The 16,530-nt window shown below is 40.8% G+C and carries 21 protein-coding genes; all 21 read left to right on the plus strand.

Features of this window, described 5'->3' with window-relative positions; all coding sequences use genetic code 11:
* The first annotated feature begins 29 nt into the window (after positions 1–29).
* On the plus strand, positions 30–257 hold the full coding sequence (locus tag ABJL82_RS01930; protein ID WP_347273003.1) for a hypothetical protein: 228 nt from the start codon (positions 30–32) through the stop codon (positions 255–257).
* A 56-nt stretch (positions 258–313) separates the two neighbouring features.
* Positions 314–532, plus strand: coding sequence for a type II toxin-antitoxin system HicB family antitoxin (locus ABJL82_RS01935; RefSeq protein WP_347273004.1), 219 nt, complete (start codon positions 314–316; stop codon positions 530–532).
* Positions 529–708, plus strand: coding sequence for a type II toxin-antitoxin system HicA family toxin (locus ABJL82_RS01940; RefSeq protein WP_347273005.1), 180 nt, complete (start codon positions 529–531; stop codon positions 706–708). The genes ABJL82_RS01935 and ABJL82_RS01940 overlap by 4 nt, the downstream gene beginning before the upstream one ends.
* A 228-nt stretch (positions 709–936) precedes the next feature.
* Complete coding sequence (locus ABJL82_RS01945; protein ID WP_347273006.1) at positions 937–2,520, plus strand: NADH-quinone oxidoreductase subunit M; 1,584 nt, start codon at positions 937–939, stop codon at positions 2,518–2,520.
* Positions 2,521–2,700: 180 nt separating this feature from the next.
* Entirely contained in the window at positions 2,701–4,146 is a 1,446-nt protein-coding gene (locus ABJL82_RS01950) for an NADH-quinone oxidoreductase subunit N (RefSeq protein ID WP_347273007.1), read from the plus strand.
* A gap of 380 nt (positions 4,147–4,526) precedes the next feature.
* Positions 4,527–4,688 (plus strand): hypothetical protein, encoded by a 162-nt coding sequence (locus tag ABJL82_RS01955; protein ID WP_347273008.1) that lies wholly within the window; start codon positions 4,527–4,529, stop codon positions 4,686–4,688.
* A gap of 366 nt (positions 4,689–5,054) precedes the next feature.
* Entirely contained in the window at positions 5,055–5,321 is a 267-nt protein-coding gene (locus ABJL82_RS01960; protein ID WP_347273009.1) for a hypothetical protein, read from the plus strand.
* Between the two features lie 54 nt (positions 5,322–5,375).
* On the plus strand, positions 5,376–5,690 hold the full coding sequence (locus tag ABJL82_RS01965) for a hypothetical protein (protein WP_347273010.1): 315 nt from the start codon (positions 5,376–5,378) through the stop codon (positions 5,688–5,690).
* Positions 5,691–6,484: 794 nt separating this feature from the next.
* Complete coding sequence (locus ABJL82_RS01970) at positions 6,485–6,673, plus strand: hypothetical protein (protein WP_347273011.1); 189 nt, start codon at positions 6,485–6,487, stop codon at positions 6,671–6,673.
* Positions 6,674–7,182: 509 nt separating this feature from the next.
* A complete protein-coding gene (locus tag ABJL82_RS01975; protein WP_347273012.1) occupies positions 7,183–7,368 on the plus strand; it encodes a hypothetical protein in 186 nt (61 codons plus the stop codon).
* Positions 7,359–7,697 (plus strand): type II toxin-antitoxin system PemK/MazF family toxin, encoded by a 339-nt coding sequence (locus ABJL82_RS01980; RefSeq protein ID WP_347273013.1) that lies wholly within the window; start codon positions 7,359–7,361, stop codon positions 7,695–7,697. The genes ABJL82_RS01975 and ABJL82_RS01980 overlap by 10 nt, the downstream gene beginning before the upstream one ends.
* Positions 7,698–7,851: 154 nt before the next feature.
* On the plus strand, positions 7,852–8,754 hold the full coding sequence (locus ABJL82_RS01985) for an ABC-three component system protein (protein ID WP_347273014.1): 903 nt from the start codon (positions 7,852–7,854) through the stop codon (positions 8,752–8,754).
* Positions 8,755–8,992: 238 nt separating this feature from the next.
* Positions 8,993–10,729, plus strand: a complete 1,737-nt coding sequence (locus ABJL82_RS01990) for a DUF2326 domain-containing protein (protein WP_347273015.1) — start codon at positions 8,993–8,995, stop codon at positions 10,727–10,729.
* Between the two features lie 236 nt (positions 10,730–10,965).
* Entirely contained in the window at positions 10,966–11,262 is a 297-nt protein-coding gene (locus tag ABJL82_RS01995; RefSeq protein ID WP_347273016.1) for a BrnT family toxin, read from the plus strand.
* Positions 11,228–11,473 (plus strand): hypothetical protein, encoded by a 246-nt coding sequence (locus ABJL82_RS02000; RefSeq protein ID WP_347273017.1) that lies wholly within the window; start codon positions 11,228–11,230, stop codon positions 11,471–11,473. The genes ABJL82_RS01995 and ABJL82_RS02000 overlap by 35 nt, the downstream gene beginning before the upstream one ends.
* Before the next feature lie 361 nt (positions 11,474–11,834).
* Positions 11,835–12,488 (plus strand): serine protease, encoded by a 654-nt coding sequence (locus tag ABJL82_RS02005; protein ID WP_347273018.1) that lies wholly within the window; start codon positions 11,835–11,837, stop codon positions 12,486–12,488.
* A complete protein-coding gene (locus ABJL82_RS02010; RefSeq protein WP_347273019.1) occupies positions 12,485–12,937 on the plus strand; it encodes a hypothetical protein in 453 nt (150 codons plus the stop codon). Before ABJL82_RS02005 ends, ABJL82_RS02010 begins: the two co-directional genes overlap by 4 nt.
* Before the next feature lie 115 nt (positions 12,938–13,052).
* The gene (locus tag ABJL82_RS02015; protein ID WP_347273020.1) at positions 13,053–13,325 is read left to right on the plus strand and encodes a hypothetical protein; all 273 of its coding nucleotides are present in this window, start codon (positions 13,053–13,055) and stop codon (positions 13,323–13,325) included.
* A 167-nt stretch (positions 13,326–13,492) separates the two neighbouring features.
* Positions 13,493–13,765, plus strand: a complete 273-nt coding sequence (locus ABJL82_RS02020) for a BrnT family toxin (protein ID WP_347273021.1) — start codon at positions 13,493–13,495, stop codon at positions 13,763–13,765.
* Entirely contained in the window at positions 13,752–13,979 is a 228-nt protein-coding gene (locus ABJL82_RS02025; protein ID WP_347273022.1) for a hypothetical protein, read from the plus strand. Before ABJL82_RS02020 ends, ABJL82_RS02025 begins: the two co-directional genes overlap by 14 nt.
* Positions 13,980–14,064: 85 nt before the next feature.
* Positions 14,065–16,485 carry a site-specific DNA-methyltransferase gene (locus ABJL82_RS02030; protein WP_347273023.1) on the plus strand — a complete coding sequence of 807 codons (2,421 nt, stop codon included), beginning with the start codon at positions 14,065–14,067 and terminating at the stop codon, positions 16,483–16,485.
* Positions 16,486–16,530 lie beyond the last annotated feature (45 nt).

The raw sequence follows: 16,530 nt of genomic DNA on the forward strand, positions 1-16,530 counted from the left end.
TATATCAGAAGCAACCGCATTCTTTCCTAATGTCAAAGAGGTGGAAGATGAAATCAGAATTAAAGTATAAAGAGGAAATATTAAACGAACTCAACGGTCTCGCGGATGAGCAAATAAATAACCTTATGAAGATAATTCGTATATTTAAAGAATCCATCATTCAGCAAAGAGAATTAGATTTTGGATTTCAGAGAGAAATTGAAGAATGGGATAAACTTAGTGATGAAGCTATAATAAATTTCGAGAAGATATTATAATGCAATTTGGTGATATCTTTTTACATGGGCAAAGATGCTGCAAAAGGAGGGGAATTATGAAAGCTGAGTTCACGGCAATTATTGAACCGGCGCCTGAAGGCGGATATTGGGCTATTTGTCCAGAGGTGGCTGGTGCGAATGGGCAAGGTGAAACAGTAGCGGAAGCGAAAAATAACCTGCGAGAAGCTATTGAATTGATTCTGGAAGACCGCAGGCAGGACATTCTTCGCGGGTTACCCGAAGATGCAATACAAGAAAAGATATTGATTGGATGAAACGACGTGATTTGGAGCGGAGATTGCGAATTGCCGGTTGTTATTTAAAGCGAGAGGGTAAGTCTCATTCCATTTGGATCAACCCGAAAAACGGTGTTATCGAGGCAGTCCCCCGCCACAATGAAATTAAGGAACCATTAGCAAAAAAGATATTGAAGAAATTAAATGCAGAATAAGGGGACTAATAATTTGCTCTACCTGACCACTATTCTGCGGCACTCAAAAGCTGCAGGAGAGAGTAGTTGCCAGGTAACAATCTAATGAATAAAAGACAGTTTTGAAAAAATAAATAAGGTCTATGAGGGTTTAGACAGGATAAAAGAGTAGGACGTATTGCTCCAATAAAGAATATTTATGATGAACAAGTCTAATAAGGATTTATATAATATTACCGGAACATTCAAATGAATTTGCCAATTCTTACATTAATTACTTTTCTTCCGATTGTTGGGGTTGTCTTAATCCTTTCACTCGATTCCCGGCATAAAGAGTTGATAAGGGTAACATCCCTTCTTGTCTCTATAGTGGCATTTCTGATTTCTGTACCATTGTATTTTCTCTTTGATGCGAACACGTATGATATGCAATTTGTCGAGAAATTGCGATGGATACCTTCATTTGGCGTTTCTTACCATCTTGGCATCGATGGGATCAGTCTTTTCATGGTGCTTTTGACGACCTTTATTACTCCCATTGCCATTTTGGCGTCATGGAATGTAAAACGTAACGTGAAGGAATACATGATCGCCATGCTGGTTCTTGAGACGGGTATGGTCGGGGTTTTTGTTTCTTTGGACGTATTTTTATTTTATGTGTTCTGGGAACTTATGCTGATACCCATGTATCTCATTATTGGTATCTGGGGCGGGCAGAGAAGGATTTATGCCGCAATAAAGTTTTTTGTCTACACAATGGCAGGCAGCGTATTTATGCTGCTGGCAATAATCGGACTGTTTTTCCTGAATTATAGAGCAACGGGAGAATATACGTTTAACCTGCTGGAATTTTACCGGCTGGATATTTCCTATGCCGTTCAGTTCTGGCTGTTTTTGGCATTTTTCCTGGCCTTTGCCATCAAAGTGCCAATGTTTCCATTGCATACATGGCTGCCGGACGCCCATGTCGAAGCCCCGACTGCCGGGAGCGTAATCCTGGCGGGTGTTTTACTAAAAATGGGCACGTATGGGTTTATCAGATTTTGCCTGCCACTCTTCCCGGAGGTAAGCCACTCGTTTATCCCGGTGATTTCATGGATGGCCATCGTCGGCATTATCTACGGGGCGCTGGTTGCAATGGTACAGGACGACCTTAAAAAACTTGTCGCATATTCCAGCGTAAGCCATTTGGGGTTTGTTATGCTCGGCATATTTGCCTTTAATATTCAGGGCATTGAAGGCGGCATTACGCAGATGATAAATCATGGACTGAGCACAGGCGCTCTGTTTCTTATTGTCGGGATGCTTTATGATAGGAGGCACACGCGTTTAATCTCTGACTATGGGGGATTGACGAAACAAATCCCCGTTTTTGCCGTCCTGTTTATGATTGTTACATTTTCTTCAATAGGCCTTCCCGGTTTAAACGGTTTTGTCGGCGAATTTCTTATCTTGATGGGGGTGTTTAAATCACGCATTTTATACGCATCAATTGCTACTTCCGGAATAATCCTTGCCGCTGTATACATGCTCTGGATGTTTCAAAGGGTTATGTTTCATAATATTACCCATGAGGAGAATAAGACGTTGAAGGATGTGAGCAGCCGTGAATTGGCGGTAATGATTCCCATTGTGCTGCTAATATTCTGGATAGGCATTTATCCTAACTCGTTTTTAAGAAAGATGGATAGTTCCGTAAAACATCTTCTGGAACAGGTGGAGAGGAAAGTGCCTGTTGCGTCTAATATTCAAAAACCGGAAACCCATGATACGCTGCATGGCAAGAGTATTCCAAAAATTGATATTGTTCCGGAGAACGAAACCGAATGGTAGCAGCGGGGCAACTTCTCAATAAATTGAGGCAAACTCCCCCATTTGCTCCCTATACTTTCGGGGAATACTGTACAGTTGGCAACCGGCAATATACAGTCGGCAAATTGCTGACGGCAGAAATTATTACAAAAACCTCTTTTTATGAATTAAGGTGATTTTTCCATGCCAGGTATATCGATAATGACATTTAACATCTTAAGCATCCTGCCGGTACTCGTACTTGCAGGTTTCGGGATGATAGTATTGATGGTGGATATTTTTTCATCACGGAAAATGGGAGAAAAGAATTTTCTGGCGTACCTCTCTTTAATAGGAGTAGTAATCGCCGCTATTGTATCCAGAAGTTTTACAGGTACTACCCTCTTTTCTTTCTACGGCGTCTATACAATTGATAACTACGCCCTCTTTTTTCAATTTGTATTCCTGCTTTGCGCCGGACTCACCATCCTTATCTCCAAAAATTATGTTCAAAGAGAAAACATAAACCATGGGGAATATTATACCCTTATATTGTTTTCCACCATTGGCATGATACTCATGGCCTCCGGTGCTGATTTGCTGAATATCTTTATCGGCCTGGAGATTATGTCGATAAGTATTTATATCCTTGTCGGCATGAAACGGACAAGGCTCACATCAAACGAGGCGTCATTAAAATATTTTTTGCTTGGGGCATTTTCTACCGGCTTTTTATTGTACGGTATTGCAATGGTGTACGGCGCAACGGGTACGATAAACCTGCGGCAGATTGCCGTTTTTCTTGCGGGCAAGGGAGGCGCGGTAGACCCTCTTTTATTAGCCGGTATGGGACTGATCATTGTCGGGATAGGGTTCAAGATAGCATCCGTACCCTTCCATGCATGGGTGCCTGATGTGTATGAAGGGGCGCCCACTGCGATAACGGCATTTATGGCGGTTGGGCCAAAGGCCGCAGGATTTGCCGCTTTTATGAGAATATTTTTCACAGCCTTTGGTCAGGCGCACCATGATTGGGAAAAGGCTATTTGGGTACTGGCGGTACTCACCATGACAACCGGCAACATTATTGCGTTAGCGCAGACAAACATTAAGCGCATGCTTGCCTATTCCAGCATTGCACATGCGGGATATCTTCTTATTGCGTTGGTAGCCGCAAACAATATGAGTGTATCGGCGGTGTTGTTTTACCTCCTTGCGTATCTGTTCATGAATATTGGCGCGTTTGCCGTGGTCATTGTAGTAAGCCAGAAAGAAGATAGTTTCCTGAAGATTAGCGATTTTAACGGTTTAGCCTTTAAGCATCCGAGGCTGGCAATTGCCATGACGCTCTTTTTACTTTCCATGGCCGGAATTCCGCCCACTGCCGGTTTTGTAGGAAAATTTTATATATTCAGTTCCGCCATAAAATCCGGCTACGTGTGGCTGGCCGTTATCGGAGTGATAAACAGCGTCATCGCCGTTTTTTATTATTTACGGGTAACGGTAGCAATGTACATGCGCGACCCGGAAAGAGAATTCCAGCCACTCACCCTTTCCCCATTCATCTTTGCCGCCATAGTCATATCAATCATCGGCACTATCCAGCTTGGTATCTTTCCCGCGAAAGTGCTCGAAATCGTCCGGCAGTCTGTTCTGATTTTAAGATAGATGCTTTGCAACCGGCTAATCCGCATTAAAAACACTGCTATTGCAGAGATTGTTATAGTAGCCATAAGCGCACAGTCTCCGGAAAATCGGATTTGAACAATGGGCGGCATGCGCATGTGATGTTTTTGATGTCTCGAAAACCTGACATGGCATAGTCAGAACCAAACAAAATGGAAACCACAGATTACGCAGATTGCCTGGCGCGGCCTTTGGCCGCAACCAAATTCGAAATACGAAGCAAATTCAAATGACAAAAACCGTAACACTTCAGTTTTTTGAAAAATTCCAATAATAACATTGTTTTGCCCTACGGTTTCAAAAAACTAAATTGTTACGAATAATCAGCGCAAGAAAAATAACAAAAAACGAAAGGAAACAATATGAAGAGAATGCAAAAAGATCCAGACATGCTTGAAGAATATGATTTCAGCAAAGTGATTCAGGGAAAATATGCAAAAAAATACAATGAAGGAACAAATGGGGTGCATTCCCGATTTTTTGTAAATATAGTCAAAAAAATAAGGTTTTCAGAAGATGAATAATAAAATTTATTGCAAGGGTGGCACAGGCATCCTGCCTGTATTCCGCACAGGCAAAATGCCTGTGCCACCCATCTATTGATACCTGGATTGTATATTAAATTTTAGGGAAATAGATACTTTTGGCTATAAACAATTAGTGGTGCTTGAAAATATAGGTCATTGTAGAGACAGGTTTCAAACCTGTCTCTACGGTTGTAATTCGATATTCCTTGTTCTGCGGTTCGATATTCTCTTTTCATCATATTAAAATGACGGATTACAAAAAATCGGGAATGCTCCCGTTATTAGTGGTCGCACACACCTAGAGAGCCGAGACTATACGAATTATAAGCGCTCGCATAGCGGGCAAAGGAGAGCGAAAGATTTATGAAGAAGGTTAAACAGACAGAAAAAGATGAATTGCGTGCGGAGTATAAACGTTCAGACTTCCCAGGCCCTTTGGTGCGTGGCAAGTATGCAAGTCGTTTGTGTAAGTCATCAAATGTTATTATTCTTAAACCGGAAGTTGCTGAGGCTTTTCCAAACGAAGAAGCCGTTAATACTGCACTTCTGTCATTGATAAAGCTTGTGCAAAAAACGACACGCTTAACAAAACGCTCAACCGGACGCGTAAAAAGGCTGCATGCCGGTTAGCCAGGAGTTAGCCCGCTGAAAACAACCTGTGACGAGAAACAAGAGATATTAAGAATGAAACTTACTGATACCGAAAAACGCGAAATACTGAAACTTATTGAAGCGGATAAGCCTCTACCCGACAAGTACCGCTTTATGTTCTTTGACGACAAGCGTGAGGTGGAACCGGTCTGGAACGGCAAAACCAGCGAAGTGACTAATATCGTTTTGCCTTTTCAGGTGATCGAACAGGTGGACGAACCTCGGAAGTCGAAACCGCTAATGGACGCTAATACACGCGAATCAGGAAAAATCATTCGCGGCCATTCGCGTTCATCCGCGGTTAAAAATAATCCGGACAATTCAGGGGGTATCATACTTGAGTATTGACTCCGTTTTGAAAAACGGCTAAGATTCCTCTATTGTCAGGACTCTCGTGTGTTAGTCCCGGGAGACTGCTATGCCGGCAGAAGCCCGGCCCTAAGAGACCACAAAAGGAAAGTGAAGATTCCTAAAATTAAGTATGGTGTCCCCACGGAATTACAGAGAAAAACTTTAATGAAAGAATCAATTTATATTTAAACATCGGTGGTGAGTTAATACGTTTCTAAGCCCAGCCGTGATATTATAGTACTTGCTCATCAGCAGATTACATCGGAGTGGTGGCCAAAGGCCGTTAAGAGATTTGATGTTTATATCTCAGAGGTTGTTGTCGAGGAGGCCGCAGCAGGAAACAAAGAATCTGCAGAACAAAGATTAAATGAACTGAAAGGCTTTCCTTATTTGGAGCTAACAGAAAAGGTTGAGAAGATAGCCCGGATATATATGGAAAAACTGGGTATTCCCAAAAAGGCTCTTCGTGAGGGAGCATTCCCGATTTTTTGTAAGTGTTCATGGAGTCGGGGCAAAACAACCCTGACAGGGTTTGAAACCCTGTCAGGGTTAACACTACGGTACGTTTTATTAAAACATGGCGGTAGTCACAAAAAATCGGGAATGCACCCCTTCGTGATGCAGCCCATCTTGCTGTAGCATCCGTGCATAATATTGATTATCTTGTTACTTGGAATTGTGTCCATCTTGCAAATGATGAAATCATCAAGAAGCTCCTGGAGATAAATGAGAAACTTAGTATTAAGACGCCAGTTATTTGTACACCGGAAGAATTAATGGGGGTATAACGTATGCGGAAGGATCCAATTGTTCAAGAGGCTCGAAAAGCAGGCGAAGAACTCGCCAGGCAGGCAAACTATAACTTCCATGTCTTTTTTCAAAAACTGCGAAAAAATGAAAAGGAAGGATTCTTTGCAGTTCCTAAAAGAGTGGTTTCAAAGAAAAGGGTGAAAGTTCCACAGATGCCAGACGTCCGCTAACCCCCGGTTTTGTGGCTTTATTATTGGATTTGGATAAGAAAACCTCACAATTCGTAACACTTTAGTCTTTTTAAACTGGAAATTGTCATTTGTAGTGCGACGAGGTTCGTCGCACTACATGGTAGAGACAGGTTTCAAACCTGTCTCTACTTAGATATCTCAAGTGAGGCACGAGCCGCAACCGTTTATATACTCCGCCCCTACGCTTACGGCAAGCAGCGCTATTATTGTAATTTTTCAAAAAAATAAAGTGTTACGCGTTTTTACTTTTTCAAAGGACTAAAGTGTTGCCACAATTCTAAATTCGTTGTTCGATATTCATTATTCAATACATGGTTAAATTGATTCGTCATTTTAAGCAAAGGTGAACAAGAGATTTGGTAACGGCATTTCCGGGAACATCCGATTTCAAATGAAATATTTGTTTCATGAAATTAATTCCCTTGTGTAATATTGTGGCAAAATAGGAATCATCGTTAATCTCTGCTTATTCCGGAAAGGAGCTAAGAATGCAAATTTTTTTGAATGCGCCTCAAAGTTTCGAAAACCTGTCAATACAAGAAAAAGAGCATTTGATTCAAGAATTACAACAGGAATTGATGATTAGATCGGAGATGATTGAGGGTTTCAAAAAACCTGTAGAGGATTTCGAGGATTGGGAAAAATTAGGATTTGAGGACGAAGAATGGAACTGAAAAAAGGCGATATTGTTCTCGTCCAAGCCCCCGCTAACCCTTCAGGCACTGAGATTCAAAAAACACGGCCAGCCGTTGTTGTTTCCCCAAAAGAAATGGCTATACACGGCAATCGTGCCATTGTTATTCCAATTACCGGCAATGTAAGTAAAATCTATCCTTTTGAGTTCCTGATTAAATCAAAATATTTGTCCAACGAGTCTAAGGGTTGCTGCGACCAAATTCAAACCGTAAGTACAAAGAGAATCATAAAAAAATATGGAGACATTTCAAATTCAGAAATGGAATCACTTGATAAGGCTTTGAAAAATATCTTACGATTAGAATAGAAAGGCACTTTTTTATTTTCCACTGTTTTTTATCCATTAAATAAAACAAGGCGCTTATTATAGCAATTAGGGAGCAGGTACTGAGATTAAATTTGACGTAAAAGTAGGACATGAATAATTTGGAAAATAGAATATAGACGGAGATGATAAAAGGATGAATATTCAAGAAAAAACACTTGCTCGGCAATTATTTCAAAATAAAATATTAAAGGCTGACGGGCAGGCATTTGAAGATATATTCACTGCAATTATGAATTATGCAGAAGCAGACTTTAGGTCTATAAAACCATGGGGAAGCATCGGTGATAGAAAAAATGATGGGTACATAAAAACTAAGGGTACATATTATCAGGTATACGCCCCCGAAGAGATAAGAAAGTCTTATCCAGATGCAGTCGACAAATTGAAAACCGATTTTGACGGTTTAAAGTCTCACTGGAATCCAATAAATGAGTTTTACTTTGTTGTTAATGATAAATACAAAGGAGTAAATGCTGCTTGCGAGCAAGCAATTCAAGAACTAAAAGAAAAGCATAATTTGAATAACGCAGGATTTTTAACTGCAAAAGATATGGAGAACAGACTTTTCACACTCGACGACGACCAAATATTTTTGATAACTGGAAATATTCCAGATCCTGCTACTATTAAACGGTTAGATTATTCAATCCTAAATGAAGTAATTGGGCATATCATGCAATTACCTTTAAACAAAAGTGTTAGTTCTCAGATAATTTTGCCAAATTTTGATAAAAAAATTAAATTTAACAATTTGTCAGAACTCGTAGCTAACTTGCTTGACCATGGTTGTTTTCAATTACACACCCTCAAAGAATATCTGTCTAACAACAGTGACTTCCTTGCTGATGCTTTACGGAACAAAATGAATGAGATTTATACTCAAGAAAAAAATGAAAAAAGTGGAGACGATTTATTTTGGGCTATAGTCAATTATGCAAGCCCGAAAGCGGAGCAGATGTATCAGACCTCGGTTATTGTCATAATGTCAAAGTATTTTGAGACCTGTGATATATTTGAAGAACCTCTGCGGGAGTGATCAAAATGATAATTCCAACAAAGCATACCAATTTTTCAGAATCTTTGCTTGGTTTTGGCAGTTATATTTTAACTAGACTGGAGTCCCCAGAATCTATTGATTATTTATGGAACCAGTATCAGGTTGATTATAGGAACAAAATATATTTCTCAAAACAAAGTTTTGATAATCTATTGCTAACAATAGTTTTTCTTCATTCAATAGGTGCTGTTAATGAACAAAATGGAGTGATAATAAAATGCAGTTAATAAAAGTTTACTCCAATCAGGCAAGTTTTAGGACTGTTGAATTCAACCGGACCGGACTTAGCTTTGTTGTCGCAAAACAGAAAAATCCGGAGGCGAGTGAAAAAGGTAAAACCTATAATGGAGTTGGGAAATCCTTACTGGTGCGTATTATTCATTTTTGTCTCGGAGCAAGGGTGAAAGATTATAAAACATTCTGTGAGAAATTACCGGGCTGGGAATTTTTTGTTGATTTTGAAATATGCCTCAATAAATATACAGCCAGAAGGGTAACGGATGAACCTGAAAAAATATTTTTGAATAACGAAGAATTGTCTATAAAAAAGTTTAATAACAAGATGAGTACATTATGTTTTGATATTCCCAATGGGATTTCTTTTTTATCCTTCCGTTCTCTAATTCCTTTTTTTATAAGACCCAAAAAAGAATCATATATTGCGTATAATAGGCCTGGAAAAACCGGCAGTGATTATCAGGCTTGGCTTTATAATGTTTTTTTGTTAGGACTTGATGTTTTTCTCACACAAAAGAAATATGATATCAGAAAAGAACAGGAACGGATAAAAGAGTTAGAAAAGAATTTTAAAAAAGATTCTTTATTGAGAGATTTTTTTACGGGAAATAAAGATGTTGCCTTAACTATTGTTGATATTGAAGAGCGAATAAAACGGCTTGATGATGATTTAAGTAATTTCAGAGTAGCGGAGGATTATAATGAAGTTCAGCTCGAGGCGGATAAAGTAGAAAATGAGCTATTTACATTAAGCAATAGCGTTATAATGCTACAAAACAATATAGAGAATATTAGTAAAAATTTGAAATTTTCCCCTGACATGAATAAAGAGGATATTAAAACTATCTACAGTGAATCAAAGATTTATTTTGCTGAAAATATGACCAAGACGTTAGATGATCTGGAAAATTTTTACGTGAAATTAATTTCTAACCGTAAAAGAAGGCTGCTTGAACAACAAAACAAATTGAAGTTAGAACAACAGCATAAACAGGCTGAAGTCGAAAGATTGCAGAAAGAGCTTGATAAATTAATGCAGTACCTCGGAGAACATCAGGCGCTGGATCTTTTTGTCAGCATCAGCAACAAAAGCGCTGAGTTAAAAGCAGAACGTGACAGTCTTAAAAAGTATCAGGAGCTTCAATCAGAATACAAAACGAAAGAGAGGCAGTCCGAAAAAAATCTGTTGGAACTTAACGAAGTAACTGAAAACTATTTAAAAGAAATCGAATCAGACACCATTGAGTTGCGAGACTATTTTAGAAGTCTCTCGAAAATATTCTACCCAGATAGCGTTGCAGGGATCACCATAGAGAATAATGATGGGGATAATCAGTTGCGTTTTAATATTGATGCTAGAATCGAATCCGATGCTTCTGACGGAATCAATAATGTTAAAATCTTCTGTTATGATTTAACTATATTATTTAAAGGTCACAATCATAATATCAACTTTGTTTTTCATGATAGCAGGCTTTTTGACGGTACTGATGAAAGGCAAAAAACAGATATATTTAAAACCGTTTATCAAAAGTTTGCAGGCGTAGGTAAACAATATATTGCAACGGTAAATCAGAATCAGCTTGATGAAATTAAAAAGTATATAACTGATGAGGAATATAAGAATCTAATTACACAGAATACAGTATTAACCCTTACGGATGAGTTAGATTCAGAGAAATTGCTGGGTATCAAAGTAGATTTAGGAGAAAAATAATTTATATGAGGGAATATCGTCAAAGAAGTATTGAAAGAATCGCTACCAAGTCGTTCAACCGGACATTTTTCCGGCTTTTATCGCTACGTAAAACAAGGCGCTTATGATAGCAATTAGGGAGCAGGTACTGAGATTAAATTTGACGTAAACGTAGGGCATGAATAATTTAATTTGTTGGGTCTCGCTTTACTCAACCCAACCTGCACAACGATAATTAAATCAAAAAGAGATGAAACATGCTTTTGTTTGATTGGAATCCAATCAAGGCGGGAAGGAATATAAATATTCACGGCGTATCTTTTGATGAGGCAAGCACTGCTTTCAAAGATATCCTGTCATTAACGATTTATGATCCTTTGCACTCTGACGAAGAGGACAGGTTCATTTTAATTGGAAATTCCTGTAAAAATCGTCTATTGGTAATTGTTCATACGGAAAGAGAAGATAAAATCAGAATAATCAGCGCAAGAAAAACAACAAAAAACGAAAGGAAACAATATGAAGAGAATGCAAAAAGATCCAGACATGCTTGAAGAATATGATTTCAGCAAAGGGATTCAGGGAAAATATGCAAAAAAATACAATGAAGGAACAAATGTCGTGGTTATAGATCCGGATGTTGCAAAGTTTTTTCCTGACCACGACTCTGTAAATGAGGCATTGAGATCATTAACCGAAATTATTAAAAGGCAAAAAAGGACGCCCAAAAAGTCCCCCCATCGGACGGTTGATAGCCGACGCTGAGTCTAACCGTTGAGTGACCATATTCCAGCTTCATCGCTACTTAAAACAAGGTGATTATGACAGCGATTGGGCGGCAGTACTGAGATTAAATGTGATGGGAAGGTTAGAACATGAATTCGCTTTACTCAACTCAACCTTATACACAACTACACAATTGCCATAGGATAGGAGTGAGGTTTTTAATGCCGATCCGCATAAGATACCAAGAGAACAAATACCAGGCGACGCAAGTGGTTGGGCATACAGGCTATCGTAGCAGTATTCGCGGTTTCAAAGGCATGTTATATGGATCAGAAACCGGTGATCCGCATACTATGCGGATCGGTCTAATTATTGTTATCCTAAAAAATGGAGTTTTGAAATGCCATACACATCTCTAACGAACGTCGTTTTTGCTGTTGGTCGTATCACCCCCAATGGCGTATCGCTTCTGGGAACTGCAACACTTCTAAGCGAAGCAGGTAAATTTGTGACGGCAGTTCACGTAACAAACAAAGACGACCAAAACCTTGTTGTTATCCTTCGACCATATGGATCGATTCATGATTATCAAGATACCTCTGACACAAAAGTTAATACAATTCCGGTGCGTATCGAGGCTATCGATCCATTTTTTGACCTTTGCATTTTAAAGGCTGAAACAGATGCTAAATCGAATATAACTATAGGAAGCACTGATAGCTTACATGTTGGCAGCTTAGTGGACATTTTTGGTTATCCTCATGCAGACCATGGGCGCTTAGTTCTAACTCAGCAACACACTCAGATTGGTGCTCGTATTCTGATCAAAAATTGTGAAGTCAAAACCAAGCACGTTGTATTAAACATTCAGGCTCGTCCAGGTCAATCAGGGGGGCCTATATTCTCAATCGAGACTAAATCTTTAGTTGCCATATTAATTGGATCTTACGCACCTGGGGGCGGTGGTGGTATCTCTCTTGGGGGTGTTGATCCACACACGCTTCATCAAACAACCCATGCAATTTCCGCAGAATATGTAAAGGATTTGTCATGAGCTTTGAAGAACAAGTCAATCCTCTTTTTCAAATTGATGAAGAAAGCTGGTTAACTGCTTTACCCCCATATCAACAAAGGCGCATAAAACAACTTTTAGAGTCATCAGATTCTTATGAAGATGCAGCTAAAAAATGGCTTACCGCAATTCCAGAAAACACTTTTCCATTTGCTGCTGAAAAAGGCAAAAGCATATTTTTCGAAAAGGTTTGGAATGAGGTAGAGAAGTTTTTATGCGGAGATGAGGCATACGCAAAAGAGCGAAAAGAGTTGGTTTCTGCCACTGAAGTTATTCATACAACTTTAGTTAGTTCACTTTCATTAGCTATTGCTCCGGTAATTGGAACTGCTTCAGCATATGTGACACCGGTTGTCGTCCTTATTTTTATGACAATGGGAAAAATTTCGCTCAATGCATGGTGCCAAATGCGAATGGAGCAGAAAAAATGATTATTTAAAAAGGATAACAACGGCATTAAGGGCAACGGCAAAAAGCTGCCGCGCCTTATGCCGGGCGTTAGCCCACTAAAGCGACGTATTATTCAGACGCAAAGGGACGTTGTAAATGAAACTTACTGATACTGAAAAACGCGAAATACTGAAACTTATTGAAGCGGATAAGCCGCTACCCGATAAGTACCGCTTTATGCTCTTTGACGACAAGCGTGAGGTGGAACTGGTCTGGAATGGCAAGACCAGCGAAGTGACTAATATCGTTCTGCCTTTTCAGGTGGACGAACCGCGTAGTTCTAAACCGCTAATGTACGCCAATAAACGCGAATCTGAAAAAACTATTGGCGATCATTCGCGTACATTCGCGGTTAACTATCATACTTGATTATTGACTCGGTTGAAAAATGGCTAAGATTCACATATCTCCGGGGGAGTTCGAGTTGTGCGTTTTTGAGAACTTTAAAAACCTAACAAATCATTGAAGCAGACAGTAAAAGGTGCTACTTGTTTAATTCGGTCGTTAGTTGCCATAAAATGATGATAAAATAAGACATGCAATTTGAATGGGATACAGATAAATTCGAATCTAATTTAAAAAAACACGGTATCTCTTTTCATGAGGCTTCAACCGTATTTGGCGACCCATTGGCGATAACCTTCAACGATCCGGACCATTCCATACGAGAGCATAGATACCTGACTTTTGGCTGTTCCATAACAGGCCGGTTATTGGTTGTCGTTCATACAGAGCGGCAAGGTAATACACGAATCATAAGCGCAAGGCGCGCAACAAAAAAAGAGAGGAAAATATATGAAGACGGTTAAACATGAAGAGATGAGAAAAGAATACGAGCGAAAAGATTTGGGAAAAGGGATAAGGGGTAAATATCACAAGGAATATAAAAAGGGGACAAATCTCGTTCTCCTTAGTCCTGACGTGGCGGCTGTATTTCCCGATGATGCCGCTGTCAATGAAGCACTGCGCAATTTAATGAAAATAGCACGGCAATCAGCGGGTCTAACAAAGCACTCCGCCTGACCACTGTTTCGCTACGCTTCATAGCAGATGTTGAGCTTGGACGTTATACGGAATAAATTATGAACAGAAACAAGAGATATTAAGAATGAAACTTACTGATACCGAAAAACGCGAAATATTGAAACTTATTGAAGCGGATAAGCCGCTACCCGACAAGTACCGCTTTATGCTCTTTGACGACAAGCGTGAGGTGGAACTGGTCTGGAATGGCAAAACCAGCGAAGTGACTAATATCGTTTTGCCTTTTCAGGTGATCGAACAGGTGGACGAACCTCGTAATTCGAAACCGATAATGGCCGCCAATAAACGCAAATCCGGCAAGGTTATTGGCGATCATTCCCATACCGCCGCAGTTGACAAATATCCTGTTCAGCGTTTGCTTTTCGACACAAGAGGCCGTCAGAAATCCGGCTGGACGAATAAGCTCATCTGGGGCGACAACAAGCTCATTCTTTCCTCCCTGAAAAACGGCCCCCTCCGCGCAGAAATTGAAAAGGAGGGCGGCATTAAGCTCATCTGCATCGACCCCCCATTTGATGTGGGCGCGGATTTCTCGATGGACATCGAGATCGGCGATGACACATTCACCAAAAAACCCAATGTGCTGGAAGAACTCGCATACCGCGACACATGGGGCAAGGGCGCTGACAGCTTCATCGCCATGATCTACGAACGTCTAGTGCTGATGCGGGATTTGCTGGCGGAAAATGGGAGTATTTATGTGCATTGTGATTGGCGGGTGAATGCATTCATCCGTCTTGTCTTAAATGAGGTTTTCGGAACCGACAACTTCGTTAATGAAATTACATGGAAACGCACTCACACAGTGAAGGGCAACATCGGTCAAGGCAGCAAGTACATGGGCGCAAACACGGACACTATATTTGCCTACGCAAAGTCTTCGGCTTACATCTTTAATAATGTGTTCCTTCCTTATTCGCAGGAATACGTTGATTCATTCTTCAAATATACCGACCCCAGCACGGGAAGAAGGTACAGGCTAGTTAGCATGATTGGACCGGGCGGCTCGGCCAAGGGAAACCCCATCTATGAGGTTATGGGCGTCACGCGATACTGGCGTTACAGCGAAGCGACGATGAAAGACCTGATGACTAAAGGGCTGATTGTTCAGACCTCGCCAGGAACCGTTCCTCAGAAGAAACAATACTTGGATGAGGGTTCTGGTGTCTCCGTTCAGTCCCTGTGGGATGACATCACTGGGCTCGGCGCATCATCAACCCAGGGCACAGGCTATCCCACCCAAAAGCCCGAAGCCCTGCTCGAACGTATTATAAAGGCATCCTCCAACGAAAACGACATCGTGGCAGATTTTTTCTGCGGTTCCGGCACCACGCCGGCTGTGGCGGAAAAGCTGGGGCGTAAGTGGATCGGCGCAGACCTCGGCAAGTTTGCTATCCATACCACCCGCAAGCGCATGATCGGCGTTCAGCGTCAGCTTAAAGAAGATGGCAAGGACTTCCGCGCCTTTGAGATACTCAACCTCGGCAAGTACGAGCGGGCGCATTACATCGGCGTTTCCTCATTTTTTGAACCGCAAATAGACGCTAATGGACGCAAATCAAAACAAAAAGACATTAGCGTTGATTCGCGTTCATTAGCGGTTACTGATCTTTCCCGCGAAGAAATGAAGCGTCGAATCATTGAACAGAAGGAAAAGGATTTTATCGCATTGATCCTCAAAGCCTACAGGGCCGAGACGGTGGATAACTTCAGGTGCTTCCATGGCAAGAAGGCAGGGCGTATTGTTGCGGTGGGTCCGGTCAATCTGCCTGTCACCCGTTTGTTTGTGGAAGAAATCATCCTCGAATGCCGCGAAAAGCGCATCAGCCGTGTGGACATCCTTGCCTTTGAGTTTGAGATGGGTCTTTTCCCCAATATTCAGGAAGAAGCCAAGTCCAAGGGCATCGACCTTGCACTCAAATACATTCCCCGCGAGGTCTTTGACAAACGCGCCATCGAAAAAAATCAAATCGTCTTCCATGATGTTTCGTATATCGAAGTCAGGCCTCATGTGGAAAAGAACAGTATCGCAGTTGAACTAACCGATTTTTCCGTATTCTACAATCAGGACACTGTGGACAACGCCGCCGCTTCACTCGGCAACGGCAAGAACAAGATCGTCGTGGAATGCGGCAAGATCATTAAGGTTTCCAAAGACAAAGATGGCATCGTTACCCGCGATGTCCTCACTAAAAAATGGATGGACTGGATTGACTACTGGAGCGTGGATTTTAACTTCGAATCCAAGCGTGAGATTGTCCGCACAAAAAATGAAGCTACCGGAGAAATGGAGGAGGTGTGGACGGGCGACTTTATATTTGAAAACGAATGGCAATCGTTCCGCACAAAGAAAGACCGTACCCTGGAACTAAAAACATCGTTTCACGACTGTCAGCCCGGACGGTATAAAATTGCCGTCAAGGTGGTGGATATTTTCGGGAACGACACCATGAAGATTATTGACGTCAGCGTGGGAGGCAAATAATAGGGAAGATCGAAATTAATTATGGCGAATTTGCCATAATTAAAA

The organism is Candidatus Kuenenia sp. (assembly GCF_039794105.1).
Lineage (GTDB): Bacteria > Planctomycetota > Brocadiia > Brocadiales > Brocadiaceae > Kuenenia.